Below are 18092 nucleotides of genomic sequence, written 5' to 3'. Positions count from 1 at the left end.
GCCGACCGCCGTGCCCTCCACCGATCCGCAGACCAGCGTCCGGATGAGCCGGCAGCGGCGCAGGGACACCGTCCCCGAGGTGGCCCTGCGCCGGGAGTTGCATCGTCGCGGGCTGCGCTACTTCGTCGATCGTGCTCCCCTGCCGGGGATCCGTCGTCGCGCCGACCTGGTGTTCCCGCGCCGCCGCGTTGCGGTGTATGTCGACGGGTGCTTCTGGCATCGTTGCCCGCAGCACGCCACCGATCCGAAGAACAACGCCGAGTGGTGGGCCGCCAAGCTCGCCGGGAACGTGGCCCGGGACCGGGACACCGACGCGGCGCTCGCCGCGGCCGGATGGACGGCGGTGCGGATCTGGGAGCACGAGGATCCCGCGGAGGCCGCGGATCGGGTGCAGGCCGCATTGTTCGCGGCGGGACCGGGCACTGCCGATTCCTGACCGGCGAAGGAGGAAGCGGTGCAACCGGCGATCGCGCTCGTTCTCGGAGCGGTCATCGGGGTCCTGCTCGGCCTCCTCGGGGGCGGCGGATCCATCCTGGCGGTCCCCGCCCTGGTGTACGGCCTCGGACTCGACTTCCGCCAGGCCATCCCGATCTCGCTGATCGTCGTCGGGGCCGCAGCCCTGTCCGGGGCGATCCCCAAGGCTCGGGCCGGGCAGGTCGACTGGCGGCTGGCCGCGGTGTTCGCCGCGGCCGGCATCCCCGCGACGTTCGCCGGCACGGCTGTGGGCACGCTGCTGCCGCAACCGGTGCTGCTGGTGGGCTTCGCCGTCGTGATGGTGGTCGCGGGGATCCGGATGCTGCGCGAGAGCGACGACGCCGGGACCGCGTGCAAGATCGGCGACTTCGGCATCGACTGGAAGCGATGCGCGCCGAGGGCGATCCCGGCCGGCCTGGGGGTGGGCTTCTTGACCGGCCTGTTCGGCGTCGGCGGCGGCTTCCTGATCATCCCCGCGCTGGTGATGCTCCTCGGATTGGAGATGGGCGTCGCCGTCGGGACCTCCCTCGTCGTCATCGTCGCCAACTCGGCGGCCGGGCTGATCGCGCATCTCGGGGACGCCGACATCGACTGGTCGATCACGGCGGCGTTCGCCGGGGCCGCGGTCGTCGCGTCGCTTGTCGCCGGTCACCTCGGCACGCGCATGGAAACCGGACGGCTGCGGCGGTGGTTCGCCTATCTCGTCTTCCTCGTGGCCGCGTACGTGCTGGTGGACACACTGTTCCTGCGCTGAGCCGAAACTCTTCCCGCACTCCACGCATTCTTTGTACGCCCCGGGGTATCCGGGGGCATAGTGGAAGTACCGTGGAAAGGCATCGACATGGACGTATCGATCATCGAAACCTCGAGCCTCGGCGATCGCAGCTATCTCGTCACCGAGGCGGACGTCGCCGTCGTCGTGGATCCACAGCGGGACATCGATCGAGTGCTCGCGCTCGCCAACGACCGCGGAGCGCGCATCACCCATGTCCTCGAGACCCACATCCACAACGACTACGTCACCGGTGGGCTGGAACTGTCCCGCGCCGTCGAGGCCGAGTACATCGTTCCAGCCGGCGACGACGTGGACTACGAGCGACGTGCCGTCCACGACGGCGACCTGATCGACGCCGGTCCCATCCGGCTGCGGGTGATGCACACCCCCGGGCACACCCACCACCACGTCAGCTATGTGCTGCTCGACGCGACCGGCGGCACGCACGGGATCTTCACCGGCGGGTCGATGCTGTACGGCTCGACCGGCCGCACCGATCTCGTCGGCCCGCAGTACACCGAGGAACTGACCCACGCACAGTTCCGCTCCGTGCGACGGATCGCCGACGAAGTGCCGGCCGACACTCCGGTGTATCCCACCCACGGCTTCGGCAGCTTCTGCTCGGCGACCCCCACCAGCGGCGACTCGTCCACCGTCGGGCAGCAACGCGACGTCAACCCGGCGCTGACCCGCGACGAGCAGGCCTACGTCGACGAGCTCATCGCCGGACTCAATACCTACCCCGCGTACTACGCCCACATGGGCGTGATCAACAGGGCGGGTCCGTCGCCGCTCGACCTGTCTGCGCCGGAGCCGGTCGACCCGGCCGAGCTGCGCCGGCGCATCGACGCCGGTGAGTGGGTCGTCGATCTGCGCGAGCGCACCGCCTTCGCCGCGGGACACCTGGGCGGCACACTCGGCTTCGAGCTGTCCACCTCCTTCGTCACCTACCTGGGGTGGCTCTACAAGTGGGGTGCGCCACTGACCCTCATCGGCGAGAGCGACGAGCAGATCGCCGACGCCAAGCGCGAACTGGTCCGCATCGGCGTCGACGAACTCGCCGGAGCGGCCGTCGGCGAGATCCACACCCTGGTCAACGGACACGAACTTCGGTCGTACCGCGTCTCGGACTTCGCGGAGCTGACCCGGGAGATCGACAGCGAGCAGGTCCGGGTCCTCGACGTGCGCCAGAAGGACGAGTACGAGGACGGCCACGTGCGCGGAGCGGTCAACATCCCGCTGCACGACCTCGCCGAGCGGCTCGACGAGGTACCCCGCGGGGAGGTGTGGGTGCACTGCGCCTCCGGCTACCGGGCATCCGTCGCCGCGTCCATGATCGACCGGATCGACCGCACCGTCGTCCTCGTCAACGACGACTTCGAGAAGGCGTACGACCAGGGTCTGATCGGCACGTCGTAGGTCCTGCCCCATCGTCGGGGTCGGGGGGCCGCCACGACGCGAGAGCCCCTCACCACAATGGGTGAGGGGCTCTTCGTTGTGCGCCCGAAGGGATTCGAACCCCTAACCTTCTGATCCGTAGTCAGATGCTCTATCCGTTGAGCTACGGGCGCAGTGCGTGTATGTAGTTGTTTCTCATATTCAGTTGTCGCCGGCGACGCTGCACCGACGTGGCGGAGGCGAGAGGATTTGAACCTCCGGTCCCCCGTAAAGGGGACAACTCATTAGCAGTGAGTCCCATTCGGCCGCTCTGGCACGCCTCCCTGGGGGGTTTCGATTCTCTCGAACCGCCGGGACGAAAGATTACACACGTTCGGACGACAAACGCAAAACGCCTGGTCAGCGCAGGTGTGCGTCGAACCAGTCGAAGATCCGGCGCCGTGCGTCGATGATCGCCGCCTCGGCCGGGTCGGTGTCCGGATCGGCGGTGTCGTGCTCGACCGGCGGCTCGTCGGGGCGATGCGCCAGGCCGGGGTAACCGATGACCAGGGTCGGTGCGTCGGCCTGTCCGGCAGCCTCGCGCAGCTGCTCGACGTCGCCGGTCGGGGTGGTCGGGTCGTCCTCGCCGTACAGACCGAGCCACGGCGCCTGCAGGTTGCGCACGGCCTCGACGAGTGCGGGAACGTCGGGCCGCAACGGCTGCACGATGCCGTGCGCCGCGACGGTGACCGCGGCACCCACCCGCCGATTGGCGGCGACGATGAGCGCCGCCGTCCCGGCGTCGTCGAACCCGATCACGCCGACCGCGTCCGGGTAGACCCCACTGCGTACCAGCCAGTCCATCGCGGCATCGACGTCGTCGAACAGGTTCTGCCCGAACACCTCGTCGTCCTCGGTGAACTCGCGGTGGAACAGATTCGGAGCCACGACCAGCCAGCCCTCGGCAGCCAGAACCTCCATGAACGCCAGCAGGACCGGCGGAAACACACGGGATTCGTGCAGCACGACGATGCCACCGCGGATGGCACCCTCCGGCCGAAACACGGTCAGCGGTACCTGCCCCGACCCGTCCGGCAACCGGGCCGCGGCAGTGTGGATTCCCGACATACCGTCCACGATGACACGACCCACCACGACCGTGCACGCAATCGCCGGGCGCATAATCGGCTGGTGACCCCACGGACCCGCCCCGACCTCACCTCGATCCCGTCCTATGTGCCCGGCCGCAGTTTCCCGGGCGCGATCAAGCTCGCCAGCAACGAGACCACCGTCGGTCCCCTGCCCAGCGTGCGCGACGCGATCGCCGAGGCGGCGTACACGGTCCACCGGTATCCGGACAACATGGCGGCCGTGCTCATCGGCGCGCTGGCCGGGCGGCTGGGGGTGAAGCCGGAGAACATCGCCGTGGGCAACGGCTCGGTGAGCCTGTGCCAGGAACTGGTGCTCTCGACCTGCAACGACGGCGACGAGGTCGTGTTCTCCTGGCGGTCGTTCGAGGCGTACCCGGTGGTGACGGCGGTGGCCGGCGCGAAGTCGGTGCCGGTGCCCAACACCCCGGAGCACGGCCACGACCTCGACGCGATGCTCGCCGCGATCACCGACCGCACCCGGGTGGTGTTCGTCTGCAACCCCAACAACCCGACCGGGGCGCTGCTGGGCAGAGCGGAGCTGGAACGGTTCCTCGACGCGATGCCGCCGCAGGTGCTCGTCGCGCTCGACGAGGCCTACTTCGAATACGCCCGCCCGAAGCCCGGCGAGGAGCAGGCGGACGGGATCGCGCTCGCCGCCGGCCGGCCGAACGTCGTGGTGCTGCGGACCTTCTCGAAGGCCTACGGCCTGGCCGGCCTGCGGGTCGGCTATCTCGTCGGCGACCCGTCGGTGATCAAGGTCCTGAACAAGGTGCACACCCCGTTCAGCGTCAGCTCGCTCGCACAGCAGGCGGCCATCGCGTCCCTGGCGGCGGCCGACGAACTGCTCGAGCGCACCGACAGCGTGCTCGCCGAGCGCGACCGGGTGCGGACGGCGCTCGTGGACGCCGGCTATCCCGTGCCGGAGAGCTACGCCAACTTCGTGTGGTTGCCGCTCGGTGACCGGTCGGCGGCGTTCTCCGAGGCGTGCGCGGAGGCCGGTGTGCTGGTGCGCCAGTACGCGGACGACGGGGTGCGGGTGACCATCGGCGATCCGCACGAGAACGACGCGTTCCTCGCATTTGCGACCGGCAAGGGCGTCGAGATCGCGGAAATCTCGAAGCCCTGACCTGCGCAGGAACGCCTACGAGACCCAACCGTTATCGCCGGGTGGCGATCGCGTGACCATCCGTTGGCACACTCGTCCGGTCGGCTACGGAAGTTGGAGTGTGCGGATGGGTTCAGGCGTGGCACGCCGGTGGACCCTGTCCGCGGCCCTGCTGACCGGCGCGCTGTGGACGTCGCTCGCCGTGGCCCCCGCGACCGCGATCCCCCCGGACGCCCTGCCGCTGCGGCTCATCGCCTTCCGCGACCTGCACGGCAGCCTCCTCCCGCCCCAGGGCCCCCGCAGCGAGGTCGTCCGCTCCGACGGCGCATCCGTTCCGGCGGGCGGCGCCGCATATCTCGCCGCCTACGTCCGGCAGCTGCGCTCGCAGGCGGACAACTCGGTGCTCTACTCCGTCGGCGACACCTGGGGCTCGTCCCCGATCGAGTCGGCGATGTTCCACGACGAACCCACCGTCGACCTGCTCAACGGCCTCGACGTGACCGCGGCCGCCCTCGGCAACCACGAGTTCGACAACGGCTACGCCGAGTTGCAGCGCCTGCGCGACGGCGGCTGCCACCCGGAGGGCTGCCGGTACGACGAGGAGTACGCCGGAGCCACCTTCCCGCTGATCGCGGCGAACGTCGCCGACGCCGACGGCAGCCCCGCGGCCCTGCCGTTCACCGTGGACTACGTCGACGGTGTGCCGGTCGGCGTCATCGGCATCGCCCCCCACGACACGCCGCAGGTGGTGCGCGGCGACGACATCGCCGGCCTGCAGTTCACCGACGAGATCACGGCCGTCGACCGCACCGCCGACGCGCTCGATGCCCTCGGCGTCCGCTCGATCGTCCTGCTCTACAAGGGCGCGTTGACGCCGCCCGCCGGGACCGACCCGTGCGACGCCACCGCCGGGCCCGCGCGCAGCCTCGCCACCCGGGTGTCGCCGAAGGTGGATGTCATCGTCACCGCGGACGGCGACGACAGTTTCAACTGCAGCTACCCCGACCCGGCGGGCAGTCCCCGGACCGTGCTGCAGGGCGCCTCGCACGGGCGCATCATCTCGGTCGCGGACCTGACGATCGACCGGGAGAGCCGCGACGTGCTGCGCGACCGCACCCACGCGTTCAATCAGATCGTGACGCACGACATCGCCCCCGACCCGCGCACGCAGCAGTTCGTGGACCGGGCCGTCGACGAGTCGCGCGACGTCGCCGAACGCGTCGTCGGCCGCATCGCCGCCGACCTGACCCGCGATACCGCGCCCAGCGGCGAGTCGGCCCTCGGCAACCTCGTCGCGGACGCGCAGCTGGCGGCCGCCGAACCCGCCGGGGCGCAGCTCGCGCTCACGAATCCCGGTGGAGTGCGCGCCGACCTGCTGCATTCCGGTGACGGGGTCGTCACCTACGGCGACGCCTACGCAGCCCAGCCGTTCGGGAACCGGCTGCAGGTGCTCGAGCTCACCGGTGCGGAACTGGTCGGGATCCTCGAGCAGCAGTTCCAGCAGGACGGAACCGGCGCGGGCCGCGAACGGATCCTCGCGCCGTCGCACACCCTGCGCTACGTCCTCGACCGGGCCGCGGCGCCCGGCAGCCGGATCCGGGATGTCACGATCGCCGATCGGCCGCTCGATGCGGCCGCGGCCTACCGGGTGGTCGTCAACGGGTTCCTCGCCGAGGGCGGCGACGGATTCACCGGGTTCACACAGGCGCGACGGGCGACGGGGGCGGGTGCCGAGCTCGACGCCCTGAACGACTACCTGGCACAGCACGCGCCCGTCCCGCCGCCGGCCACCGACCGCATCGCGCTGCCCTGACGGAACCGCTCAGCCGAGACCGAGGGCGCGTTCGAGCGTCGGCCAGGCGGTGCGCAGGTCGTCCTGCCAGTAGGGCCACGAATGCGTGCCGTACGGGCGGTAGACGATGGTGGCGGGGATTCTCAGCTCCCGCAGCCGCCGGTCGAAGCCGATCGTGCACACGAAGGCGCCGACCTCGAGCGGTCCGCCCACGTCGAGAGCCTCCGCGTCGGGGCCGACGTCGTACGGGCCGGGCAGGCCGTTGCCGGTGCTGATGAAGATCTCCTTGCCGCGCAGCCGCTCGGCCAGGGCGTACGGGTCGTGTGCCGCCCACGCCGGATCCCCCGGTGCACCCCACATGTTGTCCGGATTGCCGCCCTTGTAGGCGACGGTCCCGCGCACCGCGTCCTGCGCGGACGCCTTCGACGTGTCCAGGCAACCGCTCAGCGCGGCCACGCCCCGGTACAGGTCCGGATTCCGGGCGATCAGGCTCGCCGCCCCCGTCGCGCCCATCGACAGTCCGCCGATGGCGTTCACTCCGTTGCCCGCGAAGCGGGCGTCGATCAGCGGCGGCAGCTCCTTCGTCAGGAAGGTCTCCCACGCGTTCACGCCCAGAACGGGGTCCGGCGCGAGCCAGTCCGTGTAGTAGCTGGCGGTACCGCCGATCGGCAGCACCACGTTCACGTTCTTGTCGGCGACGAAGTCGACGAGGTCCGTGCGCTGCGTCCACGTGCTCTCGCGGTAGTCCGACTCGGCGCCGGCGCTGACGCCGTCGAGCAGGTAGAGGGACGGGCGCGGCCCGTCCCCGGCGGGGTGCAGGACCTGCACCTGGACGACCCGCTGCATCGACGGCGAGGACACGAACACCGCCGAGCGTCGAGCGGTGAGGGACTCCACCCGATCCACCCGCGCGGATGCCGCCGGCTCGGCGGACACGACGGACGTCACGGACAGTGGCAAAACGAACGCCGCGACGAGCGTCGCGACCACAGCTCTGAGCATCAACTTCCTTCGTCCCCCGACTTCGGAAAATCCGATTCCACAGTACGGACCGGGGCGGGTCAAGAAAGTGGGGCTCGTCACCAACGCGGATCGCCGCCCTTGGTGACGGTGGGGCACCGCGTCGCCGGCTACGGCTGTGGGGTCGGTTCCGGCGGGGTCCACGCCCGGTCCGTCGGCAGGTACGACCGGAACATCAGCACGAATTCCCCGGGCGGCGCCGGCAGCCAGTTCGAGCCGCCCGACACCGGCGGCCGGGACGAGACCCACACGTCGAGCGCACCGTCGGGACCACGGACCAGTCCGGGCGTCCGGTCGCCGACGGCGTAGCGGTCGACCGGGTTGGCGACGAGGAACATGTCGGGGCCGTACACGGTGACGGACCAGAAGCCGCGGTCGTCCACCGGCGGCCCCTCGGGCGGGAAGCGCAGGAGGTAACCGGCCTCGCCCCGCAGCGCCGATCCGTCCGCCGCGGTGCGGGCCACGTGGTACGTCGATTCCTCCGGCACGTTCGCGCCGAGCCCGATCGTCGCGACCACCGCGCGCTGCAGGTAGTCGGTGCCGTACCGGCCCGCGGTCGCCAGCGAGCCCCACACCGCACCGGACTGCTCGCCCGAGTCGACGAGGTCCCGGATGCGTCGCTCGCCGCGGATCACCCCGGTGGCGAGTGCGGCGACGGTGTCCGCCGGCCCGGCACTCGGCCGGGCGCCGGGCCCGACCCCGAGGCCGGCGAGTTCGTCGAGCAACGGTCCGTCGGCGGGCGGTGGTGGGTTCGCGGCCAGGATCGCCGACAGCTCGTCGAAGAACTGCGGCCCCGACGCCGCGAGCGCCTGCGGGTCGGGGTTGCTTCCGCACGCGGTCGGCGGCAGCGGTGGCGGCGCATCGGCGACGGGGGCGGTCAGCACGGTGAGCGAGTACTGCCGCTGCACGGCCCGGGCGGCCTCGAGGTCGGTCTGCGCCTCGACGAGAGTCCGGCCGATCATCCAGGCGTCCCACGTGGGTGACTCGATCACGGCCGCTCCCGCCGGCAGCGGACCGTCCCATCCCGGTGGGACGACGACGTGGGCGCCTGCGGCCGATCCCGTCGCCCGGGTGCCGACGTTGGCGAAGACGTCGGTATAGATGTCGAGAAATTGGAAGTCGAAGTACCGATCCCCCGCCTCCGGGTGCGTGAGCAGCACCGGTCCTTCCCGAAGATCCAGCCACGCAATCGAATACAGTGTGTCGACGTTGGGGGCGACGACGACGCGCGAGGTGGGATCGGCCGTCGCGGACTGGTGGTGGAGCCGGTTCACCGGCAGCAGGCAGAGCATGTTCGCCCGGGTCCGCGCGAGCGTCACGGGCGCGTAGCCGTAGACGTAGCCGTCGGTGGCCACGTCGACCGCGGTCCGCTCCGGTTCCGCTGCCGGATGCGGCGCCGCGCAGGCGGTCAGCAGGCCCACCGCGAGCGCTGCCGCCGCCCGAGCTGCTGTGCCGGCCATTCCGTCAGTGTAGGAGGCGAGAACGCGTTCCTGGAGCGACACTCGCCGTCGGATCCGGGCGCTCCGGTGCCACCTGCGCGCGTCCGACGACGAAGCCCGTCACCTGCACACACGCCGCAGGTGACGGGCTCTCCTTCCGGCGGAAGCGGAGGGATTTGAACCCCCGGTGGGTCTCCCCACGCTCGCTTTCAAGGCGAGTGCATTCGGCCGCTCTGCCACGCTTCCGTGCCAAATCCTAACCACACCTGTCGTCGACGGCCGCCTCCACCTTGGTGAAGATCTCGGAGAGGGTCCGGATCTGCGTCCTCGTGAGCAGGTCGACGAGGTTGCGGCGCACCCCGGCGACGTGCGTGGGCGCGGCCTCGGTGAGCCGGCGGCGGCCCTCGTCGGTGAGGGTGGCGAGGACGCCGCGGCCGTCCTCGAGGCAGGAACTGCGCACCACCATCGACGCGGCCTCCATGCGGCGGATCTGGTGGGTGAGGCGACTGCGGGACGACAGCACCCCGTCGGCGAGGTCGCTCATGCGCAGCGCCCCGTCGGGAGCCTCGGAGAGCAGCACCAGGATCCGGTACTCGGCCAGGGACAGGCCGTGCGCCTCCTGCAGGTCGCGATTGAGTCGATCCATGAGCCGGTGATTGCCGTCGATGTAGGCCCGCCATGCCCGCTGCTCGTCCGTGTCGAGCCAGCGCGGATCGGGACGGTCGGCATGCAGTTCGGCTGTCACGCGGGCAGTGTAGAGGCAGGCCGTCGTCTGTGTTACTCGCCGGTCAGTTCGCTGCGTGTCGCCCCTGCGTCGGCGTGTCGCGATAGCGTCGAACCCATGCGCGCAATCACGATCACTGAACCCGGCGGCTCCGGGGTCATGCAGTGGGCCGAGCAGCCCGACCCCACCCCCGGTCCCGGACAGGTCCTGATCGACGTGGCCGCGACGGCCGTCAACCGTGCCGATCTGCTGCAGCGCCGCGGCCTGTACCCGCCGCCGCCCGGGTCGAGCGACGTCCTGGGTCTCGAATGCTCGGGGGTGATCGCCGAACTCGGTGAGGGCGTGAGCGGCTGGTCGATCGGCGACCGGGTGTGCGCGCTGCTGACCGGCGGCGGCTACGCCGAGCAGGTCGTCGTCCCCGCCGGACAGGTCCTGCCCGTGCCGGAGGGCGTGGATCTCGCGGTGGCGGCGTCACTGCCCGAGGTGGCGTGCACCGTGTGGTCGAACGTGGTGATGGCGGCGGGCCTGCGCCGCGGTGAGGTGCTGCTCGTGCACGGCGGTGGGGGCGGCATCGGCACCCACGCCATCCAGGTCGGCAAGGCGCTGGGCGCGAAGATCGCGGTGACCGCGTCGGCCGGCAAGCTCGACTACTGCCGTGAGCTCGGCGCCGACCTCGCGATCGACTACCGCTCGCAGGACTTCGTCGCCGAGGTCCGAGGCCGGTTCGGCGGCGCCGACGTGGTGCTCGACAACATGGGCGCGGCCTACCTGTCCCGCAACGTCGACGTGCTCTCCCCCGACGGCCGGCTCGTGGTGATCGGCATGCAGGGCGGCGCGAAGGGCGAGCTCAACCTCGGCAAGCTGCTCGCCAAGCGCGGGCACGTCCTCGCCACGGGCCTGCGTGGGCGGCCGGAGACCGGCCGTTCCGGCAAGAGCACGATCGTCGCGCAGGTTCGCGAGCACGTGTGGCCGATGATCGCCGAGGCCCAGGTCCGGCCCGTCGTACACGCAGAGGTGCCGATCACCGAGGCCGCGCGGGCCCACGAGATGCTGGATTCCCCCGACACCGTAGGCAAGGTCGTGCTGCGCATCGATCGGCACTAGGCCGGTCGGCCCGGTCAGGAGGCGGTGAGGTTGCGCAGCTCGCGCACCAGCTGGTCGAGCTCGTAGCGGGTGGTGTACGGGGCCAGGCCGATGGTGACCGCGCCGCCCTCGTCGCTGACGCCGAGCGAGTCGAGCAGGCGGCTCGTGCCGCGGCTGACCGCGACGGTGGCGATGCGACGGTCGGCGAGATGCGCGGCGACCTTCTCGGCGGGCACGCCCGCGACGGTGAAGCTCAGCGTCGGCACGCGGCTCGACGCACGGCCGATCACCATCACGTCGGGCAGGTTGTCGAGCAGGCGCATCAGCCGCTCGAACAGCTGGTCCTGGTAGCCCTGCAGCGAACTGATCGACGTTTCGAGACGCTCGCGGCGCGTGCCGGTCGCCTCGTCGTCGAGGGCCGCGAGGAAGTCGACGGACGTGACGAGCCCGGCGAGCATCGCGAACTGATGGCCGCCGACTTCGAGCCGCTCGGGGCCGCGTGCGTGCGGATCCAGGGAGACCGCCGGGATCCGGTCGAGTTGCGCCGGGTCGCGGAACACCAGGGCGCCGACCTGCGGTCCCCCCCACGCGGACGCGTTGACCGCGAGCACGTCGGCGCCGAGTTCGTGGATGTCGACGTGCGCGTAGGGCGCGGCCCCGGCCGCGTCGACCACCATGAGCCCGCCGACCTCGTGGAGCCGGTCGGCGGCGACGCGCACGTCCGGCGCGGAACCTACGAGCGACGACGCGGCGGTCAGCGCGACGAGCCGGGTGGTGGGAGTGATCAGTTCCTCGAACTGCCAGCTCGGCAGCTCGCACGTCTCGATCTCGACCTCGGCCCACCGGACCTGGGCGCCGTAGCGGCTCGCGACGCGCAGCCACGGTGCCACGTTGGCCTCGTCGTCCAGCCGGGACAGCACGAGCCCGGTGCCGAGCCCGAGCCGGGAACTGAGCGACTCCGCGAGCCAGGCCAGCAGGACCGCCCGATCCGGTCCGAGCACCACACCCGCCGGGTCACCGCCGACGAGATCGGCGACGGCGACGCGCGCCGCCTGCAGCAGCGACGCGCTCCGACGGTTGGAGGTGTGCCGGCCCGTCGGGGACGCCGCGGCGTTGCGGAATGCCGTCGACACCGCGCGGGAGACCGCGTCGGGAATCTGCATTCCGGCCTGTGGGTCGAGATGGATCCAACCGTCGCCGAGCGAGGGAATCAACCCCCGGATCCGGGCAACGTCGTAAGCCATGCGTGACACTCTAAATCCCGGTGTCAATCGTGTGTCGTCCACGTCGGTCCCGTACGCCCTCCGAAGGTGCACGTACGGAGCGCAATGTCGGGTGAAACCTCCCGTATCGGGAACCTGACTCGGCAACGGCACCGGCGAGAGGACAAGATGGAACCATGACGCATTCGGAGAATGAGCACGTCCTCGTGATCGGACCCGACGGCAATCCCGTCGCGGTCCAGCGCGACGGTACCGCCTCCGGTGATCCGCGGGAGTCCGCCGCCGAGCCCCAGGAGAAGCCGGATGACGCCGAGTCGCTCGCCGACATGGTCGAGCAGCCGGCGAAGGTCATGCGGATCGGCACCATGATCAAGCAGCTGCTCGAGGAGGTCCGCGCCGCGCCGCTCGACGATGCGAGCCGTGCCCGTCTGCGCGAGATCCACCAGTCCTCCATCCAGGAGCTCGGCGAGGGCCTCGCCCCGGAACTGCGCGAGGAACTCCAACGGCTCGCGTTGCCCTTCGGTCAGGACGAGGTGCCGTCCGACGCGGAGCTGCGGATCGCGCACGCTCAGCTCGTCGGTTGGCTCGAGGGCCTGTTCCACGGCATCCAGACGGCACTGTTCGCGCAGCAGATGGCGGCGCGGGCGCAGCTCGAGCAGATGCGTCAGGGTGCGCTGCCGCCGGGCATGCTGGGGGGCGGACCGCGCCCCGACGAACGGCACGGCCCGGGACCGGGTGCCCCGGGTACCGGTCAGTACCTGTAGCGACGGCCCGACCACGATCCCCGGTAGGCTCGGACCTCGTGTCAGCTTCTGCCCTCGATCCCGAGCCCACCGCCGCGGACTCTCCGGTGGTGTCGGATTCGCAGACCTTCCGGCGCGGCCTGAAGGATCTGCGCGACGGCTTCGCCCAGCGCGAGCTGTGGCTCAGCCTGGCCTGGCAGGACATCAAGCAGCGCTACCGGCGCTCGGTCATCGGTCCGTTCTGGATCACCATCGCCACCGGTGTCCAGGCCACCGCCATCGGCATCCTGTACGCCGCGCTGCTGGACATTCCGCTCGACGAGTTCCTGCCGTACGTGACGGTCGGACTGATCGTCTGGAACATGATCAGCGCCTCCATCCTGGAGGGCTCGGAGGTGTTCATCGCCAACGAGGGCCTGATCAAGCAGTTGCCGTCGGCGCTGAGCGTGCACATCTACCGGCTCGTGTGGCGGCAGTTGCTGTTCTTCGCCCACAACCTCGTGATCTACGTGATCATGATCTTCGCCTTCGGAGTGTGGCGAGACCTGACCTGGACGTCCCTCGCGGCGATCCCGGCGCTGGGCCTGATCGTGCTCAACGCCGTCTGGGTGGCGATCCTGTTCGGCATCTTCGCCACCCGCTACCGCGACATCGCCCCGATCCTGTCCAGCCTCACACTGCTGCTGTTCGTGCTCACCCCGATCATGTGGACGACGCAGAGCCTCGAGGCGCAGGGCGGGCAGGCCGCCCAGCGCGTCAAGCTGGCCGAGATCAACCCGCTGTTCCACTACCTCGACATCATCCGGGCGCCGATGATCGGCCAGGACCAGCAGGCCTACCACTGGTACATCGTGCTGGCGATCACCGTGGCCGGCTGGGGACTGGCGCTGCTGGCGCTGCGTAAGTACCGGGCCCGCGTGCCCTACTGGGTCTAAGGGGCCGTCATCATGACCGAACATGTGAGCATCGAGACGCGCGGCGCGTGCGTCGACTTCCCGATCTTCGACGCGAAGACCCGGTCGCTGAAGAAGGCGTTCCTCGGCAAGGCCGGCGGTTCGATCGGCCGCAACAACTCCGACGTGGTGGTGGTGGAGGCGCTGCGCGACATCACCCTTTCGCTGAAGGAAGGCGACCGCATCGGCCTCGTCGGTCACAACGGCGCCGGCAAGTCCACACTGCTGCGGCTGCTGGCGGGGATCTACGAGCCCACGCGCGGCAGCGCCCGGATCCGGGGCCGCGTCGCGCCGGTGTTCGACCTCGGCGTGGGCATGGACCCGGAGATCTCCGGCTACGAGAACATCATCATCCGCGGGCTGTTCCTCGGTCAGACCCGCAAGCAGATGCTCGCGAAGATGGACGAGATCGCCGAGTTCACCGAGCTCGGCGAGTACCTGAACATGCCGCTGCGCACGTATTCGACCGGCATGCGGGTCCGCGTCGCGATGGGCGTGGTCACCAGCATCGACCCCGAGATCCTGCTGCTCGACGAGGGCATCGGCGCGGTCGACGCCGACTTCATGAAGAAGGCGCGGGTGCGCCTGCAGAAGCTCGTGGAACGCTCCGGCATCCTCGTCTTCGCCAGCCACTCCAACGAGTTCCTCGCGCAGCTGTGCGAGCGCGCGCTGTGGATCGACCACGGGCAGATCCGCATGGAGGGCGGCATCGAGGAGGTCGTGCGCGCTTACGAGGGCGACGACGCGGCCGACCATGTGCATCACGTCATCGCCGAGCTGGAACGCGAGCAGGGGCTGCCGCAGGAGCGCTCGGCGTGAGCGAACGCATCGTCGGGGTGGTGGTCACCCACCGGCGGCGCGAGCAGCTGGCACAGTCGCTGAAGGTCCTGAGCGCCCAGACCCGGCCGCTCGACCACCTGGTGGTCGTCGACAACGCCGACGAGGAGGCCGTGCGCGACCTCGTCGAATCGTGCCCCCTGCCCACCAGCTACCTCGGGTCCAAGCACAATCTCGGCGGCGCCGGCGGCTTCGCCCTGGGCATGCTGTACGCGCTGTCGCTCGGCGCGGACCGGGTGTGGCTCGCCGACGACGACGGCCGCCCGGAGGGCCCCGACGTCCTCGCGACACTGCTCGAGTGCGCGCAGCGGCACGGCCTGGCGGAGGTGTCGCCGGTGGTGTGCGACATCGACGACCCCGACCGTCTCGCGTTCCCGTTGCGCCGGGGCGTGGCGTGGCGTCGTCACCGCAGCGAACTCGGCGACGTCGAGAGCGACGATCTGTTGCCGGGCATCGCGTCGCTGTTCAACGGCGCCCTGTTCACCGCCGCCGCGATCGATGCGGTGGGCGTGCCGGACCTGCGGCTGTTCGTGCGGGGCGACGAGGTGGAGGTGCACCGTCGCCTGGTCCGCTCGGGTCTGCCGTTCGGCACCTGCCTGCGCACCGCCTATCTGCACCCCAACGGCGCCGACGAGTTCAAGCCGATCCTCGGCGGCCGGATGCACACCCAGTACCCGGACAACGACACGAAGCGGTTCTTCACCTACCGCAACCGCGGCTACCTGCTCTCACAGCCCGGTCTGCGCCGGTTGCTGCCACAGGAATGGGTGCGGTTCGGCTGGTACTTCCTCGTCAGCCGCCGGGACCCTGCCGCGCTCCGCGAATGGGTGCGGCTGCGCAAGCTGGGCCGGCAGGAACGGTTCGAGCGGCCTGTGTGAGGGACCGACTATCGGGCCGAATGTCACATTGTGTCGATGGAACCGGCGCAATGTGACATTCGGCCGGGTGGGAGGGCGCGATTGCGCCCTATCGGCCCACTGTCTAGGTTCGGGGCTAGGTCTCGACGGGCACGGGAGGGCGCGATGCTGGGGCGTTGGCGGGCGACGACCCGGGGCAAGCTGCAGCGTGCCGTCGCCGAAGTCGTCGACCTCTCGGCGCGACGCACCCGCGAGCTGCAGGAGAACCACCACGACCGGATTCTCGCCGAGCTGACCGCGACCACCGCGGAGCTGCGGCAGGTACTGGCCGAGCTCGCACAGACCCGTTCGGAGGTGGGCCTGCTCCGGGACCGCGTCGCCGATCTCGAGCACCGGCAGCGCCGCGACCTGCGCTATGCGATGGACCGCGCCGCGACCGACACCGCCGCGGCGTTCGCGGTCACGAACATGCCCACCGCCGCGGTCCTCGACACCCCGCACGACACCCTGCGGTTCGCGCTCGACCGGGTGTCCCGGCCCGGCCTGGCCCTCGAGTTCGGGGTCGCGTCGGGCACCACGTTGCGGATCGTCGCCGACGCGTTGGGCGCGGACCACCCGGTGTTCGGGTTCGACGTCTTCACCGGACTGCCGGAGGCATGGCGCAGCGGGTTCCCCGCCGGGGAGTTCGCGCAGGACACCCCGCCCGACGTGCCCGGCGCCGAGCTGGTGCCCGGCCTGTTCGCCGACACCCTTCCCCGCTTCCTCGCCGCACATCCCGGCGACGTCGCGTTCGTCCACCTCGACGCCGACCTCTACTCGTCCACGACGACGGTGCTCGACCTGCTCGAGGACCGCCTGGTGCCCGGCACCGTGCTGGTGTTCGACGAGTTCTTCAACTATCCCGGCTGGCAGCGGCACGAGTACCGGGCGTGGACCGAGTTCGTCGCGCGCACCGGACTCGCGTTCGAGTACCTGGCGTACACGGCCGACAACGAGCAGGTCGTCGTGCAGCTGCGGTGAACCGTCACCGCACGAAACGGATCACCTGGCTGACGTTGAACTGCCGGCGCTCGTCGATCCGGAAACCGGCATGCACGAGCCCGGCGTACTCCGGGGTCGACTCGAACCGGTGCGGTGGAAGCGTCCACCACTGATTCGACGTGTGATAGACCCGCTGTTCGGTCGTCCGCTCGGCGTCCGCGAAGAACCACACCACCTCGCACGTGGGCAACTGCCCCGCGACAGCCTGGAACGGGAGATTCTCGTCCCACAGCCAGCCCTCGGCGGCCGCGGTCCGTCCGAGCCCCAGGTCGCGGGTCCCCGCGAACGTGTCCGGGCGCGCGGTCTGCACCAGCCGCTGCGACGCCGGGTTCCATGCGGCGCCGCCGAACAGCACACAGTCGCCCGGCGCCAGCCGGCCGGCGACGTCGCGGTTGACCGTGCTGAAGTCCATGCCGCTGGGGTCGGACCACGGGGAGCGCTGCGCGACGAACGACGGCACGGTCAGCAGCACCAGCGCACCGGTGACACCGACCGTCGCCCACGGCCGCACGGCCACGGCCGCGACGGCGACCGCACCGATGAGGGCCACCGCCGGCGTCGTGAACGTCAGATACCGGTCCAGGTAGACCGGGGACGCGACGAGCGAGTACGTCACGAGCATCGCCATCGGCACGACGATCCACGGCACGGCCACCGCGAGAACACCGTGCCGCTGCGCCCGCATGCGTCGCCGCCCAGACGCGACGAGCCCCACGACGACCAGGACCGTGAATGCCGCCGCGAACCAGGGGGCGCCCACGAACCACTGGTACTCCCACACGATCCGCGGCAGGTTCCGGTCGAGCGGCGGAATCCACGTGGTCTGCCCCGCCTGGGCGAACGCCTCCAGCACGAGCGGGCTCGCCGCCGCCGACCCCGCCACGACCGCCCCCAGCCACGCGAGTCCGCGGCGCCGCAGGTCACCCCGCAACGCCACGATGATCAGATGGGCCGGTATCAGCGCGACCGTGTACAGGAACAGCACCACCGACAGTGCGAGCACAGCGGCGTACACCAGCCACCATCGGAGCCGGCCCGACTCGCACGCCACGAGCAGCAGCACGGTCAGCCATACGGCGGCGGCCGCGGACGGGGCATAGCTGCGGGCCTCGACCGCAGCCCACGTCACGCGCGGCAGCAGCAGGAAGACGACACCCGCGAGCACGCCCAGCCGCCGGTCGGCGAGTTTCCAGCCCAGCACGACCACACCCCCGGCCGCGGCGCCCACGGCCAGGACGCTCGGCAGCCGCGCCGAGAATTCCGAAGCCCCGAAGACGGCGAACCAGTACCGCATCGCCACGTAGTAGAGGCCGTGGACGATGTCGACGTTACCGAGCACCCGGTCCAGGTCGACGCGGGAGCGCTGCGCCACCGAGAGGGTGGCCAGCTCGTCGTACCAGAAGGAGGGGCGCCCGGTGCCCAACGCGGCGACGATCGAACCCAGCAGTGCGATGAGGACAGCATCCCGCGCGCACGCCGTGGTCCGATCGGCCATCGG

17 protein-coding genes and 3 tRNA genes are annotated in these 18092 nt (G+C 70.7%); 11 read left to right on the top strand and 9 right to left on the bottom strand.

Annotated elements, in window-relative coordinates; all coding sequences use genetic code 11:
• The first annotated feature begins 10 nt into the window (after positions 1–10).
• The 3 genes from KZJ41_RS01715 to KZJ41_RS01705 all read left to right on the top strand — a co-directional run bounded on the left by KZJ41_RS01715 (position 11) and on the right by KZJ41_RS01705 (position 2668).
• Positions 11–436 (top strand): very short patch repair endonuclease, encoded by a 426-nt coding sequence (locus KZJ41_RS01715; protein WP_102799988.1) that lies wholly within the window; start codon positions 11–13, stop codon positions 434–436.
• A gap of 18 nt (positions 437–454) precedes the next feature.
• Positions 455–1228: a sulfite exporter TauE/SafE family protein gene (locus KZJ41_RS01710; protein ID WP_102799987.1), complete on the top strand. Its 774-nt coding sequence runs from the start codon at positions 455–457 to the stop codon at positions 1226–1228.
• A gap of 87 nt (positions 1229–1315) precedes the next feature.
• Entirely contained in the window at positions 1316–2668 is a 1353-nt protein-coding gene (locus KZJ41_RS01705; protein ID WP_043796745.1) for a rhodanese-like domain-containing protein, read from the top strand.
• A 79-nt stretch (positions 2669–2747) separates the two neighbouring features.
• Here the strand turns inward: KZJ41_RS01705 and KZJ41_RS01700 are convergent.
• From KZJ41_RS01700 to KZJ41_RS01690, 3 genes are all read right to left on the bottom strand, one after another.
• A tRNA-Arg gene (locus KZJ41_RS01700) sits at positions 2748–2820 on the bottom strand.
• A 58-nt stretch (positions 2821–2878) separates the two neighbouring features.
• Positions 2879–2970 (bottom strand) — tRNA-Ser (locus KZJ41_RS01695).
• A 76-nt stretch (positions 2971–3046) separates the two neighbouring features.
• Positions 3047–3754 carry a dienelactone hydrolase family protein gene (locus KZJ41_RS01690; RefSeq protein WP_065923566.1) on the bottom strand — a complete coding sequence of 236 codons (708 nt, stop codon included), beginning with the start codon at positions 3752–3754 and terminating at the stop codon, positions 3047–3049.
• A gap of 63 nt (positions 3755–3817) precedes the next feature.
• Here KZJ41_RS01690 and hisC point away from each other — a divergent pair, with 63 nt between their 5' ends.
• Positions 3818–4903 carry a histidinol-phosphate transaminase gene (gene hisC / locus KZJ41_RS01685; protein ID WP_065923173.1) on the top strand — a complete coding sequence of 362 codons (1086 nt, stop codon included), beginning with the start codon at positions 3818–3820 and terminating at the stop codon, positions 4901–4903.
• Positions 4904–5009: 106 nt separating this feature from the next.
• Positions 5010–6695: a bifunctional UDP-sugar hydrolase/5'-nucleotidase gene (locus KZJ41_RS01680; protein ID WP_065923174.1), complete on the top strand. Its 1686-nt coding sequence runs from the start codon at positions 5010–5012 to the stop codon at positions 6693–6695.
• A gap of 9 nt (positions 6696–6704) precedes the next feature.
• Here the strand turns inward: KZJ41_RS01680 and KZJ41_RS01675 are convergent, their stop codons facing one another.
• From KZJ41_RS01675 to KZJ41_RS01660, 4 genes are all read right to left on the bottom strand, one after another.
• Positions 6705–7676 carry an alpha/beta hydrolase family protein gene (locus KZJ41_RS01675; protein WP_029547048.1) on the bottom strand — a complete coding sequence of 324 codons (972 nt, stop codon included), beginning with the start codon at positions 7674–7676 and terminating at the stop codon, positions 6705–6707.
• Between the two features lie 128 nt (positions 7677–7804).
• Positions 7805–9115 carry a DUF1254 domain-containing protein gene (locus KZJ41_RS01670; protein ID WP_044475699.1) on the bottom strand — a complete coding sequence of 437 codons (1311 nt, stop codon included), beginning with the start codon at positions 9113–9115 and terminating at the stop codon, positions 7805–7807.
• 179 nt (positions 9116–9294) lie between these two features.
• A tRNA-Ser gene (locus tag KZJ41_RS01665) sits at positions 9295–9379 on the bottom strand.
• A 10-nt stretch (positions 9380–9389) separates the two neighbouring features.
• Positions 9390–9878, bottom strand: coding sequence for a MarR family winged helix-turn-helix transcriptional regulator (locus KZJ41_RS01660; protein ID WP_006932792.1), 489 nt, complete (start codon positions 9876–9878; stop codon positions 9390–9392).
• A 96-nt stretch (positions 9879–9974) separates the two neighbouring features.
• Here KZJ41_RS01660 and KZJ41_RS01655 point away from each other — a divergent pair, with 96 nt between their 5' ends.
• On the top strand, positions 9975–10961 hold the full coding sequence (locus KZJ41_RS01655; RefSeq protein ID WP_102799983.1) for an NAD(P)H-quinone oxidoreductase: 987 nt from the start codon (positions 9975–9977) through the stop codon (positions 10959–10961).
• A 14-nt stretch (positions 10962–10975) separates the two neighbouring features.
• Here the strand turns inward: KZJ41_RS01655 and KZJ41_RS01650 are convergent, their stop codons facing one another.
• Positions 10976–12184 carry a cysteine desulfurase-like protein gene (locus tag KZJ41_RS01650; protein ID WP_029547046.1) on the bottom strand — a complete coding sequence of 403 codons (1209 nt, stop codon included), beginning with the start codon at positions 12182–12184 and terminating at the stop codon, positions 10976–10978.
• A gap of 155 nt (positions 12185–12339) precedes the next feature.
• Between KZJ41_RS01650 and KZJ41_RS01645 the strand changes: the two genes are divergently transcribed.
• The 5 genes from KZJ41_RS01645 to KZJ41_RS01625 all read left to right on the top strand — a co-directional run bounded on the left by KZJ41_RS01645 (position 12340) and on the right by KZJ41_RS01625 (position 16573).
• Positions 12340–12927 (top strand): bacterial proteasome activator family protein, encoded by a 588-nt coding sequence (locus KZJ41_RS01645; RefSeq protein ID WP_029547045.1) that lies wholly within the window; start codon positions 12340–12342, stop codon positions 12925–12927.
• A gap of 38 nt (positions 12928–12965) precedes the next feature.
• Positions 12966–13841 (top strand): ABC transporter permease, encoded by an 876-nt coding sequence (locus tag KZJ41_RS01640; RefSeq protein WP_006932781.1) that lies wholly within the window; start codon positions 12966–12968, stop codon positions 13839–13841.
• Positions 13842–13853: 12 nt separating this feature from the next.
• On the top strand, positions 13854–14678 hold the full coding sequence (locus KZJ41_RS01635) for an ABC transporter ATP-binding protein (protein ID WP_029547044.1): 825 nt from the start codon (positions 13854–13856) through the stop codon (positions 14676–14678).
• A complete protein-coding gene (locus KZJ41_RS01630; protein ID WP_006932777.1) occupies positions 14675–15574 on the top strand; it encodes a glycosyltransferase in 900 nt (299 codons plus the stop codon). The genes KZJ41_RS01635 and KZJ41_RS01630 overlap by 4 nt, the downstream gene beginning before the upstream one ends.
• Before the next feature lie 144 nt (positions 15575–15718).
• The gene (locus KZJ41_RS01625) at positions 15719–16573 is read left to right on the top strand and encodes a TylF/MycF/NovP-related O-methyltransferase (RefSeq protein WP_102799982.1); all 855 of its coding nucleotides are present in this window, start codon (positions 15719–15721) and stop codon (positions 16571–16573) included.
• A gap of 4 nt (positions 16574–16577) precedes the next feature.
• On the opposite strand, the gene KZJ41_RS01620 is transcribed toward KZJ41_RS01625, so the two are convergent.
• On the bottom strand, positions 16578–18089 hold the full coding sequence (locus tag KZJ41_RS01620; RefSeq protein WP_102799981.1) for a glycosyltransferase family 39 protein: 1512 nt from the start codon (positions 18087–18089) through the stop codon (positions 16578–16580).
• Between the last annotated feature and the right edge of the window lie 3 nt (positions 18090–18092).

The organism is Rhodococcus sp. 11-3, assembly GCF_023704055.1.
GTDB classification, from domain to species: Bacteria; Actinomycetota; Actinomycetes; order Mycobacteriales; family Mycobacteriaceae; genus Rhodococcus; species Rhodococcus aetherivorans.
Note: the sequence above shows the minus strand (reverse complement) of the source record. Positions and strands in the feature narration are given on the sequence as shown.

What these genes read in the sequence shown, in the direction of transcription:
- KZJ41_RS01705 (WP_043796745.1), top strand. Translation starts at nt 1,316, where the DNA reads ATGGACGTATCGATCATCGAAACCTCGAGCCTCGGCGATCGCAGCTAT.
- KZJ41_RS01690 (WP_065923566.1), bottom strand. Translation starts at nt 3,754, where the DNA reads ATGTCGGGAATCCACACTGCCGCGGCCCGGTTGCCGGACGGGTCGGGG.
- KZJ41_RS01680 (WP_065923174.1), top strand. Translation starts at nt 5,010, where the DNA reads ATGGGTTCAGGCGTGGCACGCCGGTGGACCCTGTCCGCGGCCCTGCTG.
- KZJ41_RS01675 (WP_029547048.1), bottom strand. Translation starts at nt 7,676, where the DNA reads ATGCTCAGAGCTGTGGTCGCGACGCTCGTCGCGGCGTTCGTTTTGCCA.
- KZJ41_RS01655 (WP_102799983.1), top strand. Translation starts at nt 9,975, where the DNA reads ATGCGCGCAATCACGATCACTGAACCCGGCGGCTCCGGGGTCATGCAG.
- KZJ41_RS01650 (WP_029547046.1), bottom strand. Translation starts at nt 12,184, where the DNA reads ATGGCTTACGACGTTGCCCGGATCCGGGGGTTGATTCCCTCGCTCGGC.
- KZJ41_RS01645 (WP_029547045.1), top strand. Translation starts at nt 12,340, where the DNA reads ATGACGCATTCGGAGAATGAGCACGTCCTCGTGATCGGACCCGACGGC.
- KZJ41_RS01635 (WP_029547044.1), top strand. Translation starts at nt 13,854, where the DNA reads ATGACCGAACATGTGAGCATCGAGACGCGCGGCGCGTGCGTCGACTTC.
- KZJ41_RS01625 (WP_102799982.1), top strand. Translation starts at nt 15,719, where the DNA reads ATGCTGGGGCGTTGGCGGGCGACGACCCGGGGCAAGCTGCAGCGTGCC.
- KZJ41_RS01620 (WP_102799981.1), bottom strand. Translation starts at nt 18,089, where the DNA reads ATGGCCGATCGGACCACGGCGTGCGCGCGGGATGCTGTCCTCATCGCA.